At 49.5% G+C, this 19346-nt stretch carries 25 protein-coding genes, 3 tRNA genes, 1 other RNA gene and 1 pseudogene; 17 read left to right on the top strand and 13 right to left on the bottom strand.

Going from position 1 to position 19346, the window contains the following annotated elements:
- Position 1: 1 nt before the first annotated feature.
- Positions 2-955 carry a stage II sporulation protein M gene (locus BWK47_RS08580; RefSeq protein WP_162328322.1) on the bottom strand — a complete coding sequence of 318 codons (954 nt, stop codon included), beginning with the start codon at positions 953-955 and terminating at the stop codon, positions 2-4.
- 168 nt (positions 956-1123) lie between these two features.
- On the opposite strand from BWK47_RS08580, the gene BWK47_RS08575 reads away from it, so the two are divergent.
- The 3 genes from BWK47_RS08575 to BWK47_RS08565 all read left to right on the top strand — a co-directional run bounded on the left by BWK47_RS08575 (position 1124) and on the right by BWK47_RS08565 (position 3743).
- Positions 1124-2563, top strand: a complete 1440-nt coding sequence (locus BWK47_RS08575) for a glycosyltransferase (RefSeq protein ID WP_162328321.1) — start codon at positions 1124-1126, stop codon at positions 2561-2563.
- Between the two features lie 41 nt (positions 2564-2604).
- A complete protein-coding gene (locus tag BWK47_RS08570; protein ID WP_162328320.1) occupies positions 2605-3507 on the top strand; it encodes a DUF1838 domain-containing protein in 903 nt (300 codons plus the stop codon).
- Between the two features lie 146 nt (positions 3508-3653).
- Positions 3654-3743 (top strand) — tRNA-Ser (locus BWK47_RS08565).
- 7 nt (positions 3744-3750) lie between these two features.
- On the opposite strand, the gene pyrB is transcribed toward BWK47_RS08565, so the two are convergent.
- Complete coding sequence (pyrB, locus tag BWK47_RS08560; protein ID WP_162328319.1) at positions 3751-4740, bottom strand: aspartate carbamoyltransferase; 990 nt, start codon at positions 4738-4740, stop codon at positions 3751-3753.
- Between the two features lie 194 nt (positions 4741-4934).
- Between pyrB and BWK47_RS08555 the strand changes: the two genes are divergently transcribed.
- Together BWK47_RS08555 and BWK47_RS08550 are read left to right on the top strand one after the other, a co-directional pair.
- Positions 4935-5579: a GUN4 domain-containing protein gene (locus BWK47_RS08555; RefSeq protein WP_162328318.1), complete on the top strand. Its 645-nt coding sequence runs from the start codon at positions 4935-4937 to the stop codon at positions 5577-5579.
- Positions 5580-5644: 65 nt separating this feature from the next.
- Positions 5645-6058 (top strand): hypothetical protein, encoded by a 414-nt coding sequence (locus BWK47_RS08550; protein ID WP_162328317.1) that lies wholly within the window; start codon positions 5645-5647, stop codon positions 6056-6058.
- Between the two features lie 12 nt (positions 6059-6070).
- Here BWK47_RS08550 and BWK47_RS08545 read toward each other — a convergent pair whose 3' ends face one another.
- The 3 genes from BWK47_RS08545 to BWK47_RS08535 form a co-directional block, all read right to left on the bottom strand.
- Positions 6071-6874, bottom strand: a complete 804-nt coding sequence (locus BWK47_RS08545; RefSeq protein WP_162328316.1) for a C40 family peptidase — start codon at positions 6872-6874, stop codon at positions 6071-6073.
- A gap of 31 nt (positions 6875-6905) precedes the next feature.
- An RNA gene (ffs, locus tag BWK47_RS08540) (signal recognition particle sRNA small type) lies at positions 6906-7002 on the bottom strand.
- A 146-nt stretch (positions 7003-7148) separates the two neighbouring features.
- A tRNA-Ser gene (locus BWK47_RS08535) sits at positions 7149-7235 on the bottom strand.
- A gap of 71 nt (positions 7236-7306) precedes the next feature.
- Here BWK47_RS08535 and BWK47_RS08530 point away from each other — a divergent pair.
- From BWK47_RS08530 to BWK47_RS08520, 3 genes are all read left to right on the top strand, one after another.
- Entirely contained in the window at positions 7307-7675 is a 369-nt protein-coding gene (locus BWK47_RS08530) for a 2Fe-2S iron-sulfur cluster-binding protein (protein WP_162328315.1), read from the top strand.
- A 70-nt stretch (positions 7676-7745) separates the two neighbouring features.
- Positions 7746-8609, top strand: coding sequence for an inositol monophosphatase family protein (locus BWK47_RS08525; RefSeq protein ID WP_162328314.1), 864 nt, complete (start codon positions 7746-7748; stop codon positions 8607-8609).
- Between the two features lie 130 nt (positions 8610-8739).
- On the top strand, positions 8740-9684 hold the full coding sequence (locus tag BWK47_RS08520; RefSeq protein WP_162328313.1) for a J domain-containing protein: 945 nt from the start codon (positions 8740-8742) through the stop codon (positions 9682-9684).
- 61 nt (positions 9685-9745) lie between these two features.
- On the opposite strand, the gene BWK47_RS08515 is transcribed toward BWK47_RS08520, so the two are convergent.
- From BWK47_RS08515 to BWK47_RS08485, 7 genes are all read right to left on the bottom strand, one after another.
- The gene (locus tag BWK47_RS08515) at positions 9746-10240 is read right to left on the bottom strand and encodes a Jag family protein (RefSeq protein WP_010872867.1); all 495 of its coding nucleotides are present in this window, start codon (positions 10238-10240) and stop codon (positions 9746-9748) included.
- A gap of 89 nt (positions 10241-10329) precedes the next feature.
- On the bottom strand, positions 10330-11484 hold the full coding sequence (gene yidC, locus BWK47_RS08510) for a membrane protein insertase YidC (RefSeq protein WP_162328312.1): 1155 nt from the start codon (positions 11482-11484) through the stop codon (positions 10330-10332).
- Between the two features lie 100 nt (positions 11485-11584).
- The gene (locus tag BWK47_RS08505) at positions 11585-11980 is read right to left on the bottom strand and encodes a PH domain-containing protein (RefSeq protein ID WP_010872865.1); all 396 of its coding nucleotides are present in this window, start codon (positions 11978-11980) and stop codon (positions 11585-11587) included.
- Positions 11952-12326, bottom strand: a complete 375-nt coding sequence (rnpA, locus tag BWK47_RS08500; RefSeq protein WP_162328311.1) for a ribonuclease P protein component — start codon at positions 12324-12326, stop codon at positions 11952-11954. The genes BWK47_RS08505 and rnpA overlap by 29 nt, the downstream gene beginning before the upstream one ends.
- A 9-nt stretch (positions 12327-12335) precedes the next feature.
- Complete coding sequence (rpmH, locus tag BWK47_RS08495) at positions 12336-12473, bottom strand: 50S ribosomal protein L34 (RefSeq protein WP_010872863.1); 138 nt, start codon at positions 12471-12473, stop codon at positions 12336-12338.
- A gap of 55 nt (positions 12474-12528) precedes the next feature.
- Entirely contained in the window at positions 12529-12978 is a 450-nt protein-coding gene (locus BWK47_RS08490) for an EVE domain-containing protein (protein WP_010872862.1), read from the bottom strand.
- Positions 12979-13010: 32 nt separating this feature from the next.
- Positions 13011-13640 (bottom strand): precorrin-8X methylmutase, encoded by a 630-nt coding sequence (locus BWK47_RS08485; protein ID WP_162328310.1) that lies wholly within the window; start codon positions 13638-13640, stop codon positions 13011-13013.
- A 131-nt stretch (positions 13641-13771) separates the two neighbouring features.
- Between BWK47_RS08485 and BWK47_RS08480 the strand changes: the two genes are divergently transcribed.
- Together BWK47_RS08480 and BWK47_RS08475 are read left to right on the top strand one after the other, a co-directional pair.
- Positions 13772-14287 (top strand): ComEA family DNA-binding protein, encoded by a 516-nt coding sequence (locus BWK47_RS08480; protein ID WP_162328309.1) that lies wholly within the window; start codon positions 13772-13774, stop codon positions 14285-14287.
- A 220-nt stretch (positions 14288-14507) separates the two neighbouring features.
- Positions 14508-15272, top strand: coding sequence for a metallophosphoesterase family protein (locus tag BWK47_RS08475; RefSeq protein ID WP_010872859.1), 765 nt, complete (start codon positions 14508-14510; stop codon positions 15270-15272).
- A 280-nt stretch (positions 15273-15552) separates the two neighbouring features.
- On the opposite strand, the gene petG is transcribed toward BWK47_RS08475, so the two are convergent.
- Positions 15553-15669, bottom strand: coding sequence for a cytochrome b6-f complex subunit V (petG, locus tag BWK47_RS08470; protein WP_010872858.1), 117 nt, complete (start codon positions 15667-15669; stop codon positions 15553-15555).
- A gap of 130 nt (positions 15670-15799) precedes the next feature.
- Between petG and BWK47_RS08465 the strand changes: the two genes are divergently transcribed.
- From BWK47_RS08465 to BWK47_RS17060, 7 genes and pseudogenes are all read left to right on the top strand, one after another.
- Positions 15800-15873 (top strand) — tRNA-Arg (locus BWK47_RS08465).
- A gap of 235 nt (positions 15874-16108) precedes the next feature.
- Positions 16109-16573 (top strand): universal stress protein, encoded by a 465-nt coding sequence (locus BWK47_RS08460; protein ID WP_162328308.1) that lies wholly within the window; start codon positions 16109-16111, stop codon positions 16571-16573.
- A 46-nt stretch (positions 16574-16619) separates the two neighbouring features.
- Complete coding sequence (locus tag BWK47_RS08455; RefSeq protein WP_237269985.1) at positions 16620-17147, top strand: hypothetical protein; 528 nt, start codon at positions 16620-16622, stop codon at positions 17145-17147.
- Between the two features lie 57 nt (positions 17148-17204).
- Positions 17205-17417 (top strand): glycogen debranching protein, encoded by a 213-nt coding sequence (locus BWK47_RS08450; RefSeq protein ID WP_162328307.1) that lies wholly within the window; start codon positions 17205-17207, stop codon positions 17415-17417.
- 202 nt (positions 17418-17619) lie between these two features.
- Positions 17620-18345 carry a photosystem II repair protein Psb32 gene (psb32, locus tag BWK47_RS08445; protein WP_237269984.1) on the top strand — a complete coding sequence of 242 codons (726 nt, stop codon included), beginning with the start codon at positions 17620-17622 and terminating at the stop codon, positions 18343-18345.
- A gap of 51 nt (positions 18346-18396) precedes the next feature.
- Positions 18397-18999, top strand: coding sequence for an L-threonylcarbamoyladenylate synthase (locus tag BWK47_RS08440; RefSeq protein WP_162328305.1), 603 nt, complete (start codon positions 18397-18399; stop codon positions 18997-18999).
- Between the two features lie 238 nt (positions 19000-19237).
- Positions 19238-19346 (top strand): annotated as a pseudogene (locus BWK47_RS17060) (photosystem II q(b) protein); the annotation flags it as partial.

Genomic DNA, 19346 nt, shown 5'->3' with positions numbered 1-19346 from the left:
GTTATGGTCTTTGCCGGGATGCATAGCTGAGTAAAAGCAAAAAGAATGCCGTTCCCAAAAGATATTTCAAACCATCGGGAATCCAAGGGGCCGGGGAAATAAACCCTTCAATAATGCCCGCAATGATCAGCAGGGGCACAATGCCAAATACCAATTGAGCGGCGGCGATCGCCTGTTGTTTGATGGCGTAACTGCGACGGTAGGGCCCTGGCCAAACAATGCCCTTGGCAATGAGTAATCCCGCTGCCCCCGCCAGAAAAATTGCTGGTAATTCCAGGGAACCGTGGGGAAAAACAAAGCCCCAAAAGGGGATGGCTAAATTATGTTGGGCTACCAATGTTCCCACCGCCCCCAGCAGTAAACCATTGAAAAATAGGGCGTAAATAGTCCATAATCCCACCACCACTCCTCCGGCCACCATGCCAAAGGCCACGGAGAGATTGTTGATCATAATGCCACTGGCCGCCACTGGCTTCATCGTTAAAATTGACCCCATCCAGAGCTGGCCTTCGTCCCGAACAGTGCTGATTAAATCCCCCGGCACCACCAATTCTAGAAAAGCCGGATCCCGCCAGCTATACCACCAGGCAATGGCACTGGCGAGGCAAAAAATGCCAAAGGCCGCCACGGTGTAACTCCCCGTTTGTCGCAACACCAACGGCAACTGCCACAGGTAAAATTCTTTTACTTTGCCCCATTCCTGTCGGCGATCGCCTTGGTAAATCTGGCTGTAGGCCCTAGTGATTAAAGCTTGTAAGTTTTGCCTCAGGCGGGGATTGAGATTATGGGTTTGGGCTCGGGCCAGGTCGGCGGAAGTAGCCCGGTATAAACTAGCCAACTGTTGAATGTCCTCCGTGGCCAGGAACTTGATCCCCCTGGTTTCCATACGGGTCAAAATTTGGTCCAGAGTCTGCCAATCTTGGTCACGGCGGGCAATCCAGCGACGAAAATCCATGGGAGAAAACCTAGCAAATAAACTATTTTGGCACCTAAGTTCCAGCCCTCGACCCCTAAGTGAACGGCAACGATTTTCCCTGGATAGATGCCACTCCCCGAAAATATCGCAAGCAATCGCTAGAATGGAGGGCAATGTCTAGTTTTCCTGACCACATCCTAGGTACCTATGCCCCAATTTCCGTGGAAAGATAACGATGCCGAGCTGTCCCCCTTAGAGGCTTTCCTGGCCGAATGGGATGATCCCGAAGCGGAGGAGGAGGATTTTCGCAACGATTTCTTCCGGGGATCGGAGGGGCGGCGCAAAAAAGCAGCGGTAATGCTTATGGCCATTTGGACAGTCGTCATCACTCTCCATTACTGGGTTTGGGGCAGTTGGCTGGTGTGGGCCCTCACCGGTGCCCTCTCTTTGCAGGCTCTCAGGTTGATGAAAGCAACCCCAGAAGAAGCCCCCCCCCTGCTTACTGGAGATGCATCCACGGTGCCCTATCCCCAGGTTTGTTTAATGGTGGCCGCCAAAAATGAAGAGGCGGTAATTGGCAAAATTGTGCAGCAGTTATGCTCTTTGGACTATCCCGGCGATCGCCATGAAGTTTGGATTGTGGACGATAACAGCACTGACCGGACTCCGGCCATCTTGGACCAACTACGTCAGCAGTATCCCCAGTTAAAAGTAGTAAGGAGAGGCGCGGGGGCCAGTGGCGGTAAATCAGGGGCTTTGAATGAAGTATTAGCCCAAACCCAAGGGGACATCGTTGGCGTATTTGATGCCGATGCCGATGTGCCCAAAGATTTACTGCGGCGGGTGGTGCCCTATTTTGCTTCACCGACTTTTGGGGCTCTACAAGTACGCAAAGCGATCGCCAACGAAGCTGTCAATTTTTGGACCAGGGGCCAGGGGGCGGAAATGGCCCTAGATGCCTATTTTCAACAGCAGAGAATCGTTACCGGCGGCATTGGAGAACTGCGGGGTAATGGTCAATTTGTGGCCCGCCAAGCCCTAGATGCGGTGGGCGGCTGGAATGAGCAGACCATCACCGATGATTTAGACTTAACCATTCGCTTACATCTCCACCAGTGGAAAGTGGGTATTTTAGTCAATCCCCCGGTGGAAGAAGAGGGAGTCACCACGGCGATCTCCCTTTGGCACCAACGTAATCGCTGGGCGGAAGGCGGCTACCAACGATACCTCGACTATTGGCGCTGGATTTGCACCCAACCCATGGGCTGGAAGAAAAAGTTGGATTTGTTTTCCTTTCTATTAATGCAATATCTTTTACCCACCGCCGCTGTACCGGATTTACTCATGGCCCTGTGGCAAAGACGTTTTCCCCTGCTCACTCCCCTCAGTTATCTGGCGATCGGTTTTTCCTGTTGGGGCATGTACCACGGAATAAAGCGCTTAACTCCCAGCGAAGGCGAATCTCCTTGGCAACAAATGCCGGCCCTACTAGCTCGCACCATCGGTGGCACCATTTATATGTTCCATTGGCTGATCATTATGCCCGCCGTCACCGCCCGCATGGCTTTTCGCCCCAAACGACTCAAGTGGGTGAAAACGGTCCACGGTGCTGCTACGGAGGATACCCTTGAGCTGAAACAAAGTTAAGAACCAAGCGTTAATTATTAATTGTTATTGAGGCACAAACTATGGCATTAACCATGCCACGATTTTTTTCTGCTCTCCTCTCCCCCTTATCCATAGTGCTTCTGGTGGCTGGTATGGGATCCCCTGCTGTCCAAGCTTTGGAACTGGGTGAACCAGAAGGTCAACTGCAAGCCCTCCGGAAGGTTTTCTGCTCGACGGAAGATGGTCAACCGATAATCTACTGGTGGGAAGGTAAAACCTATAGTCGGATTCCAGGAGAGCCAGACCGTTTGCTTTTTCTGGTGGAGGGCATGAATATCCGCCAATGTGGCCCCCTGGCAGATGGCCATGATGACGAAGATTTTCGCATGGTGAGCCGGGAGATTTTACTCTACAAAGATCCCGTTACCGGAGAAGTGTTACGTCAGTGGGAAAATCCCTGGACTGGCAAAACAGTCGAAGTCTTTCATGTAGCCAACGATCCGGTGAATTTTAGCTATCGCTTAAAGGACAATGACGGCAGTCCGATCGCCAGGGAACTTACGGTGTTAGGAAACCGATGGTGGATGAACGTAACCGTGCCCCTGTTTTACCCCAATCCCTTGGGAGGGAAATTTCAGCGCTATGTGGGGGGAACCTATCACGCCACGGAGATGTTCAACTTCTTTGGTGATGTCGACGCTTTGACGGATCCCCAGGGGACCTCAGCCCCGGCCTCCGTTGGTTGGGCTAGGCTTTCCAACTGGTTACCTTGGATGGAAATGGGCGATCGAGTCGGGTTGTTATACTTCCACACCGCTGGGCGTAAATTGGCCAGCTTTGGCGATTTGTCAGCAGTAATGCAGAAGGAGATTGCCACTAACTTTCCCGAGTATGTTGAACCGCCACCCTTATCTGACCAGCGTCCCAACGAAACCAGTTGGAGTTCATTCCGGCAACTCTTAGAAAGTGGCAAAAATCAGTAACCGGGAACTACTTTGATATTCAACGTTGGATTTTTTAACACCAACGTCGAGTCTCCGAATTATCCTCTGCATCAAAGGGAGTAGAAATTGCCGGTTGAAAAAGGCGGAAGACGTCATTGTTTGCTATGATATGGAACTGTCAGTCTGGAGAGATGGCTGAGCGGTTGAAAGCGGCTCCCTGCTAAGGAGTTATGGGGTTTATAGCTCCATCGAGGGTTCGAATCCCTCTCTCTCCGTTTACTCCTATTCCTGAACAGTGCCCAGCAAATAAAGTAGAGCCATGCGGATAGCTACTCCACTGGTTACTTGGTCTTGGATCAGGCTAATGTCTGGGTCATCCATCAGTTCAGAGCTAATTTCTACCCCCCGATTCACTGGCCCCGGATGCAACACCTTTACCCCCGGTTGACACACCTTTAGGCGATCGTGGGTAATGCCGAAATAATGGTGGTATTCCCGCAAACTGGGCAAAAGGTGGGCCGTCATCCGCTCCTTTTGTAAGCGCAAGGTCATAACCATATCCGCACCTTCCAAGGCTGGCTGCAACTGCCAATGACAATGGAGTTTACCCGATCCCGGCGCTAGGGTTAATTGTTGAAATTCCTTTGGTAACAGGGTGGGAGGCCCCGCCAAATGAACGTCAGCCCCGGCGGTAGTTAGACTCCACAGATTAGAACGGGCCACCCGGGAATGTAAAATGTCTCCTACCACGGCGACCTTCTTTCCCTGGAGGCATTCAATGGCAGGATTGTCCGGCGCAAATTGGGAGCAGATAGTAAATAAATCCAGTAATCCTTGGGAAGGATGCTCATGTTGCCCATCCCCCGCATTGAGTACTTTGACTCCGGTTTGGAGCCGGTCCATTTGGGAAGCAATGAAATGGGGCACCCCGGCCTGTTGGTGGCGGATAACAAAAATGTCAGACCCCATGGCAAGGTAAGTTTTGGCGGTGTCCAAAATAGTCTCTCCCTTGGTGAGGGAAGAAGTACCAGGGGCAAAATTCATCACATCGGCGGAAAGGCGCTTGGCGGCTAACTCAAAGCTACTGCGGGTGCGGGTAGATGGCTCAAAAAAAAGATTGGTGACTACTTGTCCCTGGAGGGCAGGTACTTTTTTGGTTTGTCCACTCAATACTTGCTGGAATGTGGTGGCGGTCTGGAGCACAATATCTAATTCTTCACCCCGCCAATCGGTTAGGTCTAAAATGTGGTTTCGAGTCCAACTGGCCACCATGGTTATTGCCTTAGATAAATATGGGGCAGGCGGTGCTCCCCAGGGATCCATATTGGCGGCGATCGCCAGTTAATGCAAGTCTTTTCCTCGCTACACTAGGGAGGAACGTTCCCATGTATTTAGCTAAAAGTCCGTGGTATTCTGAAATGCGCCAACGGTGTTTAGCTTTTGCCCTAATTTGACTGCCTTTGACTATGACCACCGCAACCCATTTGCTGAAACTTGCCGCGACAGTTCTATTAGGAAGCTTGGTGACAACGGCCCCATTAGTTAGGGCCCAGTTCACAGCCCCGGCTCCCCAGAATAACACTTCCACCCCGATCCCCAAGGTGGAACTAAATTTCCAGCCCTTGGAAACGGCCTTAGCAGCCCAGCAGTTTAGTCAGGCCAATGAAATTACCCGCCGCCTGCTGTTGGCCGCTACCAATCGGACACTCCAGGGTTGGTTGACCACCGACACTATTGAGCAAATTCCCTGCCAGGATCTGAAAACCATTGATCAGTTATGGTTACAACATTCCAACAATCGTTTTGGCTTCACTCCCCAATTGGAAGCGTTTTTGGCCACGGGGAATCGCCCCGGTAGATTAATGTCACCGGAGTCCTACGACCAATTTGGTGATCGCATTGGCTGGCGTAAAGATAACCAGTGGGTCATTTTCAAGAAAAATTTGGACTTCACCCTTAACGCCCCGGCTGGCCATCTGCCCAGTCCCAGGGATGAGTACCAAATTAATGGTGGCCGCTTAGAATACACCGCCCTCATGGGTCGTTTCCAAGTCTGTCAATCGGGACAAGTACCCACTGCTCCAGTGCGCTTTACCCCCTTTGGCTCCTAGAAAAAAAGCCTCTGCCGAACAGTCTTGAGCAATTAATTAAAAAGGTAACAGTAACAGGTAAGCCCATGGCCAATTTAGAAACCTATGTGCGGATGGCGGAGGATGAACTGACGGAATACAGCAGTGAGGCCCGCAAAATAGAAAAAATTCGTCGCAAGATGGCTTTATCTCTCAACTATAAACAACAGCAGGAGTTAAAAGCTGAGGTGCTAGAAATTATGCCCCAGGGATTTTTGCCTTGGTTAGTGGAAGATAATCGTCAAACGGCTGCCCTACCTTTTTGGGGTATTGCAGGCTTGGGCTTATTATTTGGTATTTCCCTGCAACAACCGTTGGACTTTCTGGCTCCGGCGATCGCCTTACCTGTGGCAATCAAAATTCAACAGTGGGGCTGGAAATTACAAGCTAAAAGGTTACTCCTGAAAACCATTGATGAATTGGAACAGAGAATCAAAAATCCAGAACAGTCTGCCGGATGAATTATTGACGAATTATTTGAGCAAGCTGGCATCAACGCCAATATCTGTAGTAACTAGATGATCTTCAACGGGATTAAAACTTTTTATAACCCGGCCACAGAACCACCATTTTTGAAAATATTTATGGCTAATGGGATCCGTTAAATCGGTGAGGGAATCGATGCCAATGCCATTGCGGCCATAGGTTTTGCCAGAACTGTGGATATATTTTCCTTCCCCCAGATACATTCCCACATGATCCACCCGTTGATTGCCAAAAAAGATTAAATCCCCTGGTAAAAACTCCTTGGCGATCGCCTCCACCATTACTTGGTTTAATTCTCCCGATCGCCGTTGGGGCTGCACATCAACAACTTGCTGACAAAAGGCGGCCTGTTGATAGGAATCCCTGGGTAGCCAAATACCTTGACTAGCAAAAGCGGCTTGCATTAAACCGGAACAATCATAGTTGGGGCCGATATTACCTCCCCAAAGATAGTAATTTTCCCTTTGCTTCGCTTCCAGCAAATAGTTAATTACCTGGGAAATTCGCTGTTCAATTTCGGCTCTGGTTACTGTTACTGGTTGATAAGCATGAACGGCTGAGGTCAAATTTTGTAAATCGTCCTCCGCTAGCCAACCTTGGTAACGGTCTTCCGCCTGTTCCACCAACACTGCTGACCGTTCAATCTTCTCTATTAGGCGCAAATATCGTCCCTGTTTTGCTTGGGTAGCTAATTCCTGGCGATCGCCACTGTCGTAAAGGTTTAAATCCTGTTGGCAAATAAACTGCCCTGTGGGGGATGCCGGTAATGTGAACTGCTGCTCGCTCGTCATAAATCTGCTTGCATTTTCCCCCAGAAAAACCGGAAGCCCGGAGTTCACGCCTACCACAAGCATCCCTTATTGCTGCTACCTTCCGGTCCTGACAAGATTTGGGCGTTGTAATCGCATGAGTCCGAGCCATTTCTAACCTATCACACTTTCCGTCGCCTTGCTCTCATATTCCGACCTACCCACTGCCCAAGCCCTGGAACGATAAAACCAGACAAGGTAGCGGCATTTCAACTGCATTTCCCCATCTGGTCTTAGTTGTCACTATTGTTCTCAACGGAGAGGGAGGGATTCGAACCCTCGTTGAAGTTACCCCCAAACAGCATTTCCAGTGCTGCGCCTTCAACCGCTCGGCCACCTCTCCAATTTGGTCACAAGAAATGATTATACAATAGCGGAAGACACAAACCTAATTTGGATTCAAACCAGCCCATAATGTCCCGTTCCCACCGAGTTCTAATCCACGATCGCCAAAATGAAAAAGACTACAGCGTAATTGTCTCCGACGACCGTTACATTCTCCACCAGGCGGAAGACCAAGGTTTTGAGTTACCGTTTTCCTGTCGTAATGGGGCCTGTACGGCCTGTGCGGTGCGGGTTATTTCTGGGCAAATCCATCAACCGGAAGCCATGGGACTATCCCCGGAGTTACAACGGCAAGGTTACGCCCTTCTCTGTGTCAGTTATGCCCAATCGGATTTGGAAGTGGAAACCCAGGAGGAAGACGAGGTTTATGAATTGCAGTTTGGCCGCTACTTTGACGGTGGTCGAGTGCGATTAGGTTTGCCCCTAGATGACGAATAGGGTTAGATGGGAACCCCATTGGCTCGATGTTGACCTTTCAATGTTTTGAGAAATTTAGCAACTTTTTGTGATGACTTCTGCCCAAAAACCCGTTTTTTCCCCATCTGATCTACAAACTTGGTTAGAAATTGCAACGGAGGCGGCGCTGGCGGCGGGGGCGGAAATTTTTTCCCTCTGGGGTAAGGTGCAACAGATACAGGAAAAAGGCCGGGCCGGGGATTTAGTCACAGAAGCCGATCGCCAAGCGGAAGCGATTATTTTGGAAATCATTAAACGCCGTTGCCCAGACCATGCCATTTTGGCCGAAGAATCAGGGCAGTTAGGACAGGTTGACAACCCTTTTTGTTGGGCCATTGATCCCCTCGATGGCACCACCAACTTTGCCCATAGCTATCCTGTGTCCTGTGTTTCCATTGGATTACTGATCCAAGACATTCCCACAGTGGGCGTAGTTTACAATCCCTTTCGCCAGGAATTATTTCGGGCTGCCACCAGTTTAGGAGCCACATTAAATCGCCGGCCCATCCAAGTATCCACCACCGCCAGCTTGGATAAAAGTCTACTGGTGACGGGTTTTGCCTACGACCGAGTGAAAACTTTAGATAACAACTATCCAGAATTTTGCCATCTCACCCATCTCACCCAAGGGGTACGGCGCAGTGGCTCAGCGGCGATCGATCTCATCGATGTGGCCTGCGGTCGTTTGGACGGCTATTGGGAAAGGGGGATCAATCCCTGGGATATGGCCGCTGGCATTGTCATTGTGCGGGAAGCAGGGGGAATAGTTTCCGCCTATGATTGTTCTCCTCTGGATCTAAGTACTGGGCGCATTCTGGCCACCAATGGGAAAATTCACCAGGAACTGAGCCAAGCCCTGGCGGCAACTCCCCAATGGTTCCAGCAGTACGCCGCCGCTAGAGCACAAAAAATTTGATTGCTTTGGTGATCAAGAGAAATTAGGGGTCAAGCTTTGGTGAATGTTTCTAACAATTTGAGAGTATTTTTCTCTTTCTGAGGAATAATGGAGTAGAAAGGGATAGAAATGCCCCCCTCCCGCAATTTTTATGAGCTCGTTTCCCATCAAGCAAGGACTGTTTAATTATGACGTAGTTGACCACCACGCCATTCTTGGCTGTCCTCTGGATGCGACTCCCGAAGAAATTCGTAAAAGTTATCTCAAGATTGCTTTCCAACTACACCCCGACACATCAAAAGCTACCAACGAAGAAGAGCAAGCCTTAGCAGCAAAACTTTTCTCCAAGTTTGTTAACCCAGCCTATGAAGTTTTAAGCCGAGAGAACGACCGCAAAGAACACTTGCTTATCATCCAGCAGACAGTGAGTAACTTAGCTAGCATAGGGCAACCGAGCTTTAGCAGTGCAGAGTCCCAGCAACTCCAGGGAGCAAAGCAAAATTTGGAATTGGTTTACCGCAAGGTGGTCACCCCCCTGAGCAAAGGGCTATACGAAGACTTTAAAACGGTTTTTCGCAAGATTGCTCAAGTGAGCGAATACAATCTGATTTTTTTGATGGTGAAAGGAGAAAATGCCTCTGCCCGCCCTGTGTTCCAAACTAGTGCGTCTTCAAAAGAAACGGTTCCTCCCGTGGTTTCAGGACGATCGCCCCAGGGCCCAACCCCAACCCCTCCCATCAATAATCCCCCGGCGGAAGAACTTTCTCCCTTTGAAAAGAGTTTACGGCGAGCCCAGGAAAACTTTGATCGTCGGCAATATGAGAAGGCCATTGCCGAATTGAAATCTGCCCTGAAAACCGACCCAAAAAATGCCCAGGCTCATTGTTTATTGGGCATGGCCTATCTAAAGAACAACATGATGACCATGGCCAAGGTTCACATTGGCTCAGCAGTGAAGTTAGACCCCAATGACCCTAAAGTGATGGCGGCGAAAAAAGAATTGGCCAAGCATACCAGTTCCGGCAGTAGTCAGGGGGGAGCCAAGTCCAGCCAAGGGGGATTTTTGGGCGGGTTATTCGGGGGCAAAAAGAAATAACCCAACCAATTAACATCAGGTAAGTAGTGGGAAGTTCAGAATGTTTTACGGTTCCTCAGCCCTAACGTCGAGGGCGAATCACTAAGCGGCGGTGGGGCTCATAGCCCTGGCTTTCTGTTTCCAAATCCTGGGAATCTTCAAAAAAGCTATGGACCTGACGGCGATCGGCCGCAGTCATATCCTCCATCTCCACTGGCTCAAGGGTTTCCCGTACCCGTTGGGCTGCCATTTCCGATAAAGAAATCAACTCCGACTGGCGACGAGACCTAAATTCTGCCAACTCCACCGTGATGGGCGTAAAGTTTATGCCACCGTCGGCCACGGCAGGACGTAGAGAAGCATTGAGTAAATACTGAATGGCATCTAAAGCCAAACCGTTCTCCGCTAGCAACCGCTCAATCTGGCTTGAGGATAGATTTTTTTCCTCAATGACTAACCAAGGGCCCATAACCAAAGTATTTTCTTTATCCTCTGCCACGGTGACAGTACTGGGAAAACCCATTAGAGTGAGAAGTTCTTCGAGCCAATTCTGGGCTTGGGTAACTATTTTTTCCATCGTCAATATTCAGGTCTCAATTTAACTTCCGCAATCACAATAAAGTCTCCATCTCTACTGAGAAAGGTGAAGACTTATGGTTTAAAAATTTACGAGGTTTTTTCCTTCTTTTTACTGCTTTTCTTTTCAAAGGGTAGGGACTCCCGGCCTTGGGTGGCTTTTTGTTGTTCATCTAACAACTTTTGCAGGTTTTCCGGTAACGGCTCTCGCATCAGAATGAGGGTCTGTATTGTCTGGAAGACGTTGGCCATGACAATGTACATCAAAACCCCGGCCGGCAAAGGGAAGAACAGGAACATGCCGCTAAACAAAATGGGGGTAATTTTGTTGATGGTCTGTTGCTGTTGGGCTTGCCCATTGGGTGCACCTCCCCCGGAGGCACCGGATAACTCCTGGTTAAGGTAAATACTAAAACCGAAGAAGATGATCATGCCAAGGATGTCCCAGTTGATCTCACCGTTTTCGCCAGTTACTCCCACTTGCCCCAGGGCTTTGATGAAGAGAAAGCCGGTGCGGGCCGCAATGCCGGGGATAGTTACTTGGACGGTAGCATCCCCCGGTACTAGGGCTTCAATGGTGCCGTCGGGATTAACGCTAATGCGGTCTTCACCTTTGGTGACACTATAGGTAGGGGTTAAAATTTGGCTATTTTTTTCGGGGATTACTTGGTTAAAAGCTTTGCCTTCGGTGCTCTGAATTTCTAACTGAGTTTTCTCCCCGACTCCAAGCATTTTGCCACCGGGCAGGAAAACGGCAATGGGATAATGGAGGGCTTCGTCTACGTAGATATTTTGGGGTTTCGTGGAGAAAGTTTGGGGAACAATGCGCTCTACCTGTTCCTGGGGTAATATTTGCAGATCAACGGTGTAATTGATATCGGAAAAGGGAGATCCCCGCAGGGTGGCAAATAGGGCAAATAGGATGGGCATTTGCAGGAGCAGGGGCAGACATCCGGCCAGGGGATTACCAAATTCCTTCATGACCTTGGCCATTTCCTCTTGCTGTTTAGCAGGGTCGTCCTTGTAGCGTTTTTGGATTTCTTCTTGGCGCTCTTTCATCAGGGGCTGGGTAATTCGCATTTTTCTCATATTGCGAATCTGGCCGGCACTGAGGGGATAAAGCCCTAAACGAATTACTAGTGTGAGGGCAATAATAGCAAAACCATAACTGTGTACAATCCCGAAGAAAAAATCCAGGATTGGCAGCATGATATTTGTCGAAATAAAACCGATACCAAAATCCATTGCTAACAAGCTCTCTAGATAAATATTGCCAAGGTTGCCGGGAAGACTGGGGGGCTCAATGGCTCCAGTGCTTGATTAATATCATTAATTACTGTTGTTTCTACTGCTGGGTGATGGCTTCTAGGGGGCGACCGGTTTTGTCGGCGACCCGTTCGGCCATATAGTCATAGACTTCCCGAAAGTTAGGCATGGCCCGCAGCTCTAGCCGAGAACGGTCATTGAGGGTGACAACTATGTCCCCCCAGAGGCCTATCCCCCTAGGCATTTTAATCATTTTGGCCACTTCCCCGTAGACGATGTCGGTGCGGTCCTTACCCATCCAACCGCCGGTGACAGAAATACGGCGATCGGTAATTTTGTAACGAAGCCAAATGGCCCGGACGATCGCCCCAACGGTCAAAGGGAGAAAGATGACGGTGAACCCCAATAAAATATTGACGATCAAGTCCCCGATGTGGGGGCCGCCCTCATAATAAGTGGTTTCTCGAATGCCCATGGTCAATAATCCCAGCTTGGCTAAATAACTGCTCTAATTCTCGCAAAAAATGTTCATAATTGCACCCAATGCCCTGGGGCAAGACAATAATCACCACATCAAAACCCGGCTTGATTTGGGGCTGAAAATGGTTAATGACGGCGCGAATTTGACGTTTTAGACGATTTCTAACCGTGGCTTTTTTACTAACTTTTTGGCTGACGGTGATACCAAAGCGGCTATGGTCAGCCTGGCGATCGCCTAGAACCCGCATTAGTAAATTGTCGTGACGGTGTCGCTTTCCTTGCTGATAAACGGTCTGGAAATCTTGCCAGTGTTTTAAGCGCAGTGTTTTGGGTAGTCCCACGGAAGGAAACTATACAGCCAAGCGATGACGACCTTTGCTCCGGCGGGCCTGGATAACTTTCCGGCCGTTATGGGTACGCATTCTGGCCCGGAAACCGGAAGTACGTTTTTGTTTGCGGTTGGTTCCGCCGAGGGTTCGTTGAGTCATGACCCGTTACTCCACAAAAAAAGACACAGTCTCCAATTGTATCATTGCTCATGGATTAAGCTAACTCTAAAATTCGATTGGCGATCGCCGGGGAGACGGGTAACACCGACAGGCGGTTCCCTTTTTTAAGGACTCCTAATTCCTCCGGACTAAACTGGGCTTTGAGGGTGGACAAAGTAATCATCTGGGCAAATTCCCTGGTAAAACTGGCTTTAACGGTGAACCAACGGGGCTTTTCCAGAGTAGCCTTGGGGTCAAAGTATGGGCTAGCAGGGTCAAACTGCGTGGGGTCCACCACTTGCTCGGCGGTAATGGTCATTAGCCCGACAATGCCCGGTGGCTTGCAGTTGGAATGGTAAAAAAAAGCTTGATCTCCCACAGCCATGGTTTGTAAAAAGTTGCGGGCTTGATAATTTCTCACCCCATCCCAGAGGGTCTCTCCTTCCGCTTTGAGATGGTGAATGCCATAGGTGACGGGTTCGGACTTCATCAGCCAAAAAGCCATAATTAAATCTGGTATGGAAAGGTTGGAAATGACTAATTTAGGTGGGCCCTTTGTTCGTAGGCTTGCCAAGCTAAATCCACTAGGGCAGTAATGATGGCCACGGCCACCTCTGTCCCCCCTTTTCTTCCCTGGACTATTATGATGTGGGGTATGTTAGCTTTTTGCAAATTTAATTCCATGTCTTGGCGATCGCCAAAATTAGTGGCGGTGGCAATGACCAGGGCCGGCTGGATGCGTTGGGCTTCTACTAACTCCATCAGGGCATCTAAGGCGGTTTGGGCGTGACCAATTACGAAAATCCCATCTGGGTAACGGTGGGCCAAGTTCAATATGCCCCAGGCTTCCTCTGTTCTTTCCTTTTGGGGCCTGGTAATGCTTTGGGTAGCACAATAAACAGGGTTGGCAAAGGTCTTTTGCAAAGTGGGGACAATGCCTACCTGTACCATGGGCACGTCCACAAGAATGGTGGTGCGGGATGCTAAAGCGGCGGCCCCCACCGTCAGTACCCGGGCGGAAAAATGCAGTAGGTTGAGGTACTCAAAATCCCCCGTGGCGTAGATAACTCGCCGCAGAATCTCATACTGAGCAGGGCTATGGCCATGGTCCCCGATTTCATAGTCGATGGTGGCTAGGTTTTGGGCGTCGCTAATATGCCAATTCATTATGCTTGTGCCATTGCAGGGGGTGAAATGCCTCCATACCATCTTCCCCTATTTCTACAATCCCAGATGGTTGGGGGGCGGAGATTTTTCCCCACTAAAATTGTATTTGTTCCCTTTCCTTCCCCTTGGCCATGGTCAATTTTCGTCGCCGGGCTCTCCAACGTCGTCTGCAAAATGATCCCTACTACCGTTTTCAATCTTGGCAAGAATTGGCGATCGCCGGGGAATTGGGCCTCAGGATTGAAGTTAACCAAGCCACAGTGGATGAATGGCTGCGTTTGCCTGGGTTATCTATTCACCAGGCCCGACAACTAAAAGAATTGAGCACCATGGGGGTGCAATTTCTAGCCCTGGAAGATTTGGCCGCTGCCCTCAATGTCCCAGTGCAACAAATTAAGCCTTGGGAACCCATACTTTCCTTTACCTATGCCGATCCGGATAGCCTACTGGCACCACCCAAAATTCCGGTTAACCAAGCCGACCTTAACCAATTACTTACCGTGCCCCACCTATCTCCGGCGATCGCCACTGCGTTGTTGCAAGAAAGGGAGATTGGGGGAGACTACCGCAACCTAGGGGATTTACAAAAGCGTTTAGGATTGCCAGTGGCATTGATTACCCAACTGCTCCACTATCTACAATTCTAAAAAGTGCTAAAACCACTCTCAAGCCGGCCGAGAGTTCGGGCTGACCAACCCCACTAAAGCTAGGAAAAAATCCATTACCTAGCCCTTGGACTATATTGGACTAGGGAATCGATCCAAGTTAGTTAATCCATCGATCCTTTTCCCAACTGTTGGCGGTTTTATGTCTGCCATTGTTATAGACTGTCCTGCAAATTTCCCCCTGCCCCGGCTCGCTTGATCCATGCCCAATCCTCGACGCATTGTCTTTGGTGATGTCCACGGCCATTTCGACGCCCTTACTGCTTTGTTCGAGGCGATCGCCCCCAATGAAAGAGATGGGGTTTACTTCGTCGGTGACCTGATCGACCGAGGTCCAGAAAGCGCCAAAGTGGTGGATTTTGTCATGGAGAACAAGTACCATTGCCTGTTGGGTAACCATGAACAAATGATGTTGGATGCGGTGGGGGGCTTTAACTTTTCTCCCCAACTACTACATGCTTGGATTTATAGCGGCGGCAAATCAACCCTAGAAAGTTATGAGCACCAGATTCCCCAAAGCCATGTGGACTGGATGCGCAACTTACCCCTCTATCTTGACCTGGGGGATGTTTGGTTAGTCCACGCTGGGGTAGATCCCCGCCTCCCTATCGAAGAGCAGGGAGAAGCCCAATTCTGTTGGATCCGGGATGAGTTCCATCGCTACCCCTATCCCTACTTTGCCAACAAGTTAATTATCACCGGCCACACCATAACGTTCACCTTTGCCAACGTGGAGCCGGGTAAGTTAGTGTCGGGCCCCGGTTGGTTGGATATTGACACTGGGGCCTATCATCCCAAAAGTGGCTGGCTCACTGCCCTAGAACTAAATAACCAAGAAGTGTATCAAGCCCATATCTTCACCAATGAAGTCCGCCGTTTGCCCCTGGAAGACGCAGTGGTTCCCCTGCCGCCCCAGAACTTGCATCGTTCCCGGCAGAAAGGGAAAAAAAGAGGTCTGCTGGGGTAGCCTAAGAGCCTGTTTTAAAAGCCCCCTGGCCCCCAAATTTTGGGAAAACTGAGTGAAAGTCCCCCGTTATTGGCGGATCTTGTCGATGAAGCACTCAGCCGCAGCCAGCTAGAAACGACCTATGGTGGAGACCCAAAAAATTAGCCGATTCTTTTTTAACCAAGGCCAATCAAAACTGAGCCCCAACTCGCTACTGCTGAAATTGGGGTTTTCCTGCACCAAATCTTGGTCAAAGTGAGAAAGTATTTATTTTAGGAAAATGACCGATGACGGAGGTTCCCTAATCCAAGTTAAACTGGTTGCCCCGCTTATACTGCAGGTAGGCCGCCACAAACAGTCCTGCTAGGGTTACAGGAATTAGTCCAAGTACAATGCCGAGCAATAGGGGTTCGATCACGCGTTTTCTCCAAAGGGTTATTTATTATCTTTGCTATCCTACCAAAAATTCCCCCAGTGCTTCCCATGCAAAAAGCTTGCGGAAGTTTCGACCACTGTGATAGTGTTATAAGTCATCAGGCAAACGACTGGGGCTTGTAGCTTAGTGGATTAGAGCGCGTGGCTACGGACCACGAGGTCGGGGGTTCGAGTCCCTCCAAGCCCGTTTTTTGCATCACGCCGATTATTATCGTCGGACTGGGTTCCCTAGCTGGACCCAGTTTTTTTATAGCTATGGAGTTGTAGACTTTAGCTTTCCGGCCTGAGGACAGGGGACTATGAATTTCCCAGGGCCAAACCAAAGATTCGGCTATCTACAGAGGCTAGAATTAGAAGTATCAAGGTGAGTTTGACGCACTTGTGTTTTGCTAGGCCACAGATATGGGGCAGGAGTTTCCACCATGGGCTACGGAAAGATTTTAGTTGCCTTAGACCGTTCTGAATTGGCCAAGGAAGTTCTACAGCAGGCGATCGCCCTAGGCCAGAAAGAGTCCTCCCAGTTGATGCTGTTCTACTGTATTCCAGTGGACAGTCAGGATTTGAGTATCTACCCCAGCTTTTATGGGGAGGCGGCCATTGGTTTTTCCCAGGTAATTAAAGAGCATTTGGAAGAACAACAAACGGAAGCCCGGCAGTGGCTGCAATCCATTGTCCAACAGGTACAGGAGGATGGGGTGACATGTGAGTGGGATGTCAAAGTGGGGGAACCAGGGCGCTGGATCCGTGACATGGCCAAGAATTGGAATGCTGATTTGGTGGTGCTTGGTCGCCGCGGACTAAAAGGTTTAGCAGAAGTATTTTTGGGCAGTGTTAGCAGTTACGTCATTCACCACGTGCAATGCTCGGTGTTGATTGTCCAACATTAGCTAGCCGGATTATCCTCGCCCCCGCTTAAATCTCCCTATTTTTTTGATGACGGATTTACCCCATTCCCCGGAGTCGGCATCTACATCAGACCGGGACCGACAAATTTTTCTAGAGGCGATCGCCGGTCGGGAAAGAACCTTGGCAGATGTGATTGGCCAGGCGGGGGGAGATTTTCTCAAAGGAGAGTCCCCCGTACCCAGGTTGATACAGCGAAAGACAGAGCTGAAATTGTTTGCCAACGATCATTTGCAGGACTCTGAAGGGGCATTATTGTTGGTGTTACAAACCCGCATTGACGAAGCAGACGCCTTAATTAGCAAACATTTGGAGCTTCCCCTAATAGCCTTGACCACCATGGTGGAGCAGGTGCTAGATAATTCTGCCCTGTTGACAGAAATTGTGCGTCAGGCGGATTTTCGCTGGGGACAAATCTATGGTGAACGCCCCCATTTTGAAATTCCCGGCAACCCCCCCCATCCCGATGACCCCTACACCATGACGTCGGTCACAGCCCAGCTTGAAACTTTACTTCGGGCTATTGCCGCCGAAAAGTCCAGAAGTCAAGACTTTTGATAGTCTTAGATTGAGGGCCATCGTCGATGGTCTTTGTTAGTCAAGGAAAAATACTTCATGGAAAAAATTTGGGTCAATGAACAACTAGATCCCGCAGGCATTGTCTATGCTTGCATTGCTTGTCTGGACGAAGACGCCGCCCAGGATTGCCATCGTTCTTGGCAAGACAATCTAACTCCTGCCCAAAAAGCAGAGGGATGGACAGCGCAACTCCGTATAGTTAATTCCTGGGATGATGTCCCCGTTAATGCTCTTAAGTTAAGTTTTTAGCCAAAATCACTCAGTTATTCCCACTATCATTTTGGTATTAGAAAGGGTTTATTTTGCTTCTTTCCACTGGATAGTAGATAGATGCCATGGTCCCCAAACCTGAGTCAGAGCGAATCTTAAGAAATAGCCGTTGTTCCGCTCAATACTTGTCTTTGACCTGTTTTTGGTAAGCTGAAGGGTGGAGTTTCACCGGCAATTGCCCATGACTGTCGCCCCTCACCATCCCTTCAATCTGAGTATTTTTTGCAAACGTTTGCTCAGTTTTTTGTTTTTAACCCTAGTACTTTTGGGGCTAAGTCCCGCCCCCGCCCTGGCCACTGGGGTTTATGACCTGCCAATTTTGTCCCCTGGCTCTAAGACCTTCCTGGTGGATCAAGCAGAGGCCATCAGCCTGGCCAATGAAAACAGACTCAATAGCGATCTAAAAAAATTAGCCCAGTCCAGTGGGCAAGAAGCCCGGTTTGTAGTCATCCGCCGTTTGGATTTTGATGCCACTATCGATGGCTTTGTCAATGATCTGTTTGAGCATTGGTATCCCGATGAAGCCAGCCAGAGCAATCAAACCCTACTGGTGCTAGATACCCTCACCAATAGCACTGCTTTGCGTCGGGGAGAAACGGCAGAAGCCCTATTGACCGATGAGATGGTGGATAGTTTACTGCGGGAAACCCTGGCTGTTCCTCTCAAGGATGGGGCAAAGTATAACCAAGCGTTGATTGAAGCTGACAAACGTTTGGGCGCAATTTTAGCTGGACAACCGGATCCCGGCCCCCCAGCCCTGGAAGAAATTAGTTTGGAAGGAACTTTCTCTACGGCGGAAGAAACCGACGATACCAGTGCCACCGTATGGGTTGTGGTGTTGTTGGCTTTGGCAACCCTAATTCCCATGGTGACTTATTTCTGGTATGTGGGCTTACCGGGACGGTGAACATATTCCGCTAGTAATAATAATTTTCAATTTTATGAGTCGGACTTAACCGTGCCCCTAGTCAGTCAATCGGATTTAGTCTCAGCGGCGATCGGCCATCAGGTCGTCAGTTTTCCCACCGATACAGTGCCGGCCTTAGCGGTGCGTCCAGAAAACTCAGCTTTAATTTACGAGCTTAAACAACGGGAAGCTAGTAAACCATTGATTTTGATGGCGGCAACCGTAGAACAAATTCTCCCTTACCTGGCAGGTAGTCAACGGGAAAAGCAACTGTGGCAAGCAATGATGAAAAAATACTGGCCCGGTGCCCTAACCCTGGTATTGCCGTCCAGCGAAAAGTTGCCCCCGGAAATCAATCCCCGTCAAGACCAGACCATTGGGGTTCGCATTCCCCGCCAGGCGATCGCCCTGGAAATTTTGCTGCAAACGGGGCCCCTGGCCACCACCAGCGCCAATTTGTCAGGACACCCACCCTTGGAAAAATTGGCCGATATTGCCGAAACTTTTCCTGCTGTACATTGTTTGGATTGCCTCAACCTGGAGCAGCAGGGGCCAATTGGTAAAGGTCTGCCATCCACTGTTGCCCAATGGGACGGAGCAAAGAAAATTTTCCAAATTCTGCGCCAAGGGGAAGTTGTGTTGCAGGATCATTGACTTTACTATCCCCCCACGAGAACATACTGAAGCCCTAACGGAATCAATCATCCCTCTAATGGCGATCGGCAACCCCTAACAACCACCGGCTAGACAGATTTTTTTCAGCAAGCTATTTACAAATTGTTACAATCTTGTTATATTACTCATATACATAACTGGCTCCCAAGCAAAGAAATCTCTGAGCTTGAGGCCAAATCCTTCGAACATTGACAAATACATAAGGAATTATAACCAAATGACAACGACTCTCCAGCAGCGCGAAAGCGCTTCCTTGTGGGAACAGTTTTGTCAGTGGGTGACCTCTACCAACAACCGGATTTATGTCGGTTGGTTCGGTACCTTGA

The organism is Synechocystis sp. CACIAM 05 (genome assembly GCF_010222815.1).
Taxonomy (GTDB): Bacteria; Cyanobacteriota; Cyanobacteriia; order Cyanobacteriales; family Microcystaceae; genus Synechocystis.
This window is presented reverse-complemented; position numbering and strand designations above follow the sequence as displayed.

Excerpts from the sequence above, each read along its gene's own strand:
- BWK47_RS08520 (WP_162328313.1), top strand. The coding sequence starts at position 8,740 with ATGAGCTCGTTTCCCATCAAGCAAGGACTGTTTAATTATGACGTAGTT.
- BWK47_RS08460 (WP_162328308.1), top strand. The coding sequence starts at position 16,109 with ATGGGCTACGGAAAGATTTTAGTTGCCTTAGACCGTTCTGAATTGGCC.
- BWK47_RS08555 (WP_162328318.1), top strand. The coding sequence starts at position 4,935 with ATGACCACCGCAACCCATTTGCTGAAACTTGCCGCGACAGTTCTATTA.
- psb32 (WP_237269984.1), top strand. The coding sequence starts at position 17,620 with ATGACTGTCGCCCCTCACCATCCCTTCAATCTGAGTATTTTTTGCAAA.
- BWK47_RS08475 (WP_010872859.1), top strand. The coding sequence starts at position 14,508 with ATGCCCAATCCTCGACGCATTGTCTTTGGTGATGTCCACGGCCATTTC.
- BWK47_RS08550 (WP_162328317.1), top strand. The coding sequence starts at position 5,645 with ATGGCCAATTTAGAAACCTATGTGCGGATGGCGGAGGATGAACTGACG.
- yidC (WP_162328312.1), bottom strand. The coding sequence starts at position 11,484 with ATGGATTTTGGTATCGGTTTTATTTCGACAAATATCATGCTGCCAATC.
- BWK47_RS08530 (WP_162328315.1), top strand. The coding sequence starts at position 7,307 with ATGTCCCGTTCCCACCGAGTTCTAATCCACGATCGCCAAAATGAAAAA.
- BWK47_RS08525 (WP_162328314.1), top strand. The coding sequence starts at position 7,746 with ATGACTTCTGCCCAAAAACCCGTTTTTTCCCCATCTGATCTACAAACT.
- BWK47_RS08575 (WP_162328321.1), top strand. The coding sequence starts at position 1,124 with ATGCCCCAATTTCCGTGGAAAGATAACGATGCCGAGCTGTCCCCCTTA.
- BWK47_RS08455 (WP_237269985.1), top strand. The coding sequence starts at position 16,620 with ATGACGGATTTACCCCATTCCCCGGAGTCGGCATCTACATCAGACCGG.
- BWK47_RS08505 (WP_010872865.1), bottom strand. The coding sequence starts at position 11,980 with ATGGGCATTCGAGAAACCACTTATTATGAGGGCGGCCCCCACATCGGG.
- BWK47_RS08515 (WP_010872867.1), bottom strand. The coding sequence starts at position 10,240 with ATGGAAAAAATAGTTACCCAAGCCCAGAATTGGCTCGAAGAACTTCTC.
- BWK47_RS08450 (WP_162328307.1), top strand. The coding sequence starts at position 17,205 with ATGGAAAAAATTTGGGTCAATGAACAACTAGATCCCGCAGGCATTGTC.
- BWK47_RS08580 (WP_162328322.1), bottom strand. The coding sequence starts at position 955 with ATGGATTTTCGTCGCTGGATTGCCCGCCGTGACCAAGATTGGCAGACT.
- BWK47_RS08485 (WP_162328310.1), bottom strand. The coding sequence starts at position 13,640 with ATGAATTGGCATATTAGCGACGCCCAAAACCTAGCCACCATCGACTAT.
- BWK47_RS08545 (WP_162328316.1), bottom strand. The coding sequence starts at position 6,874 with ATGACGAGCGAGCAGCAGTTCACATTACCGGCATCCCCCACAGGGCAG.
- pyrB (WP_162328319.1), bottom strand. The coding sequence starts at position 4,740 with ATGGTGGCCAGTTGGACTCGAAACCACATTTTAGACCTAACCGATTGG.
- BWK47_RS08480 (WP_162328309.1), top strand. The coding sequence starts at position 13,772 with ATGGTCAATTTTCGTCGCCGGGCTCTCCAACGTCGTCTGCAAAATGAT.
- rpmH (WP_010872863.1), bottom strand. The coding sequence starts at position 12,473 with ATGACTCAACGAACCCTCGGCGGAACCAACCGCAAACAAAAACGTACT.
- BWK47_RS08570 (WP_162328320.1), top strand. The coding sequence starts at position 2,605 with ATGGCATTAACCATGCCACGATTTTTTTCTGCTCTCCTCTCCCCCTTA.
- BWK47_RS08490 (WP_010872862.1), bottom strand. The coding sequence starts at position 12,978 with ATGGCTTTTTGGCTGATGAAGTCCGAACCCGTCACCTATGGCATTCAC.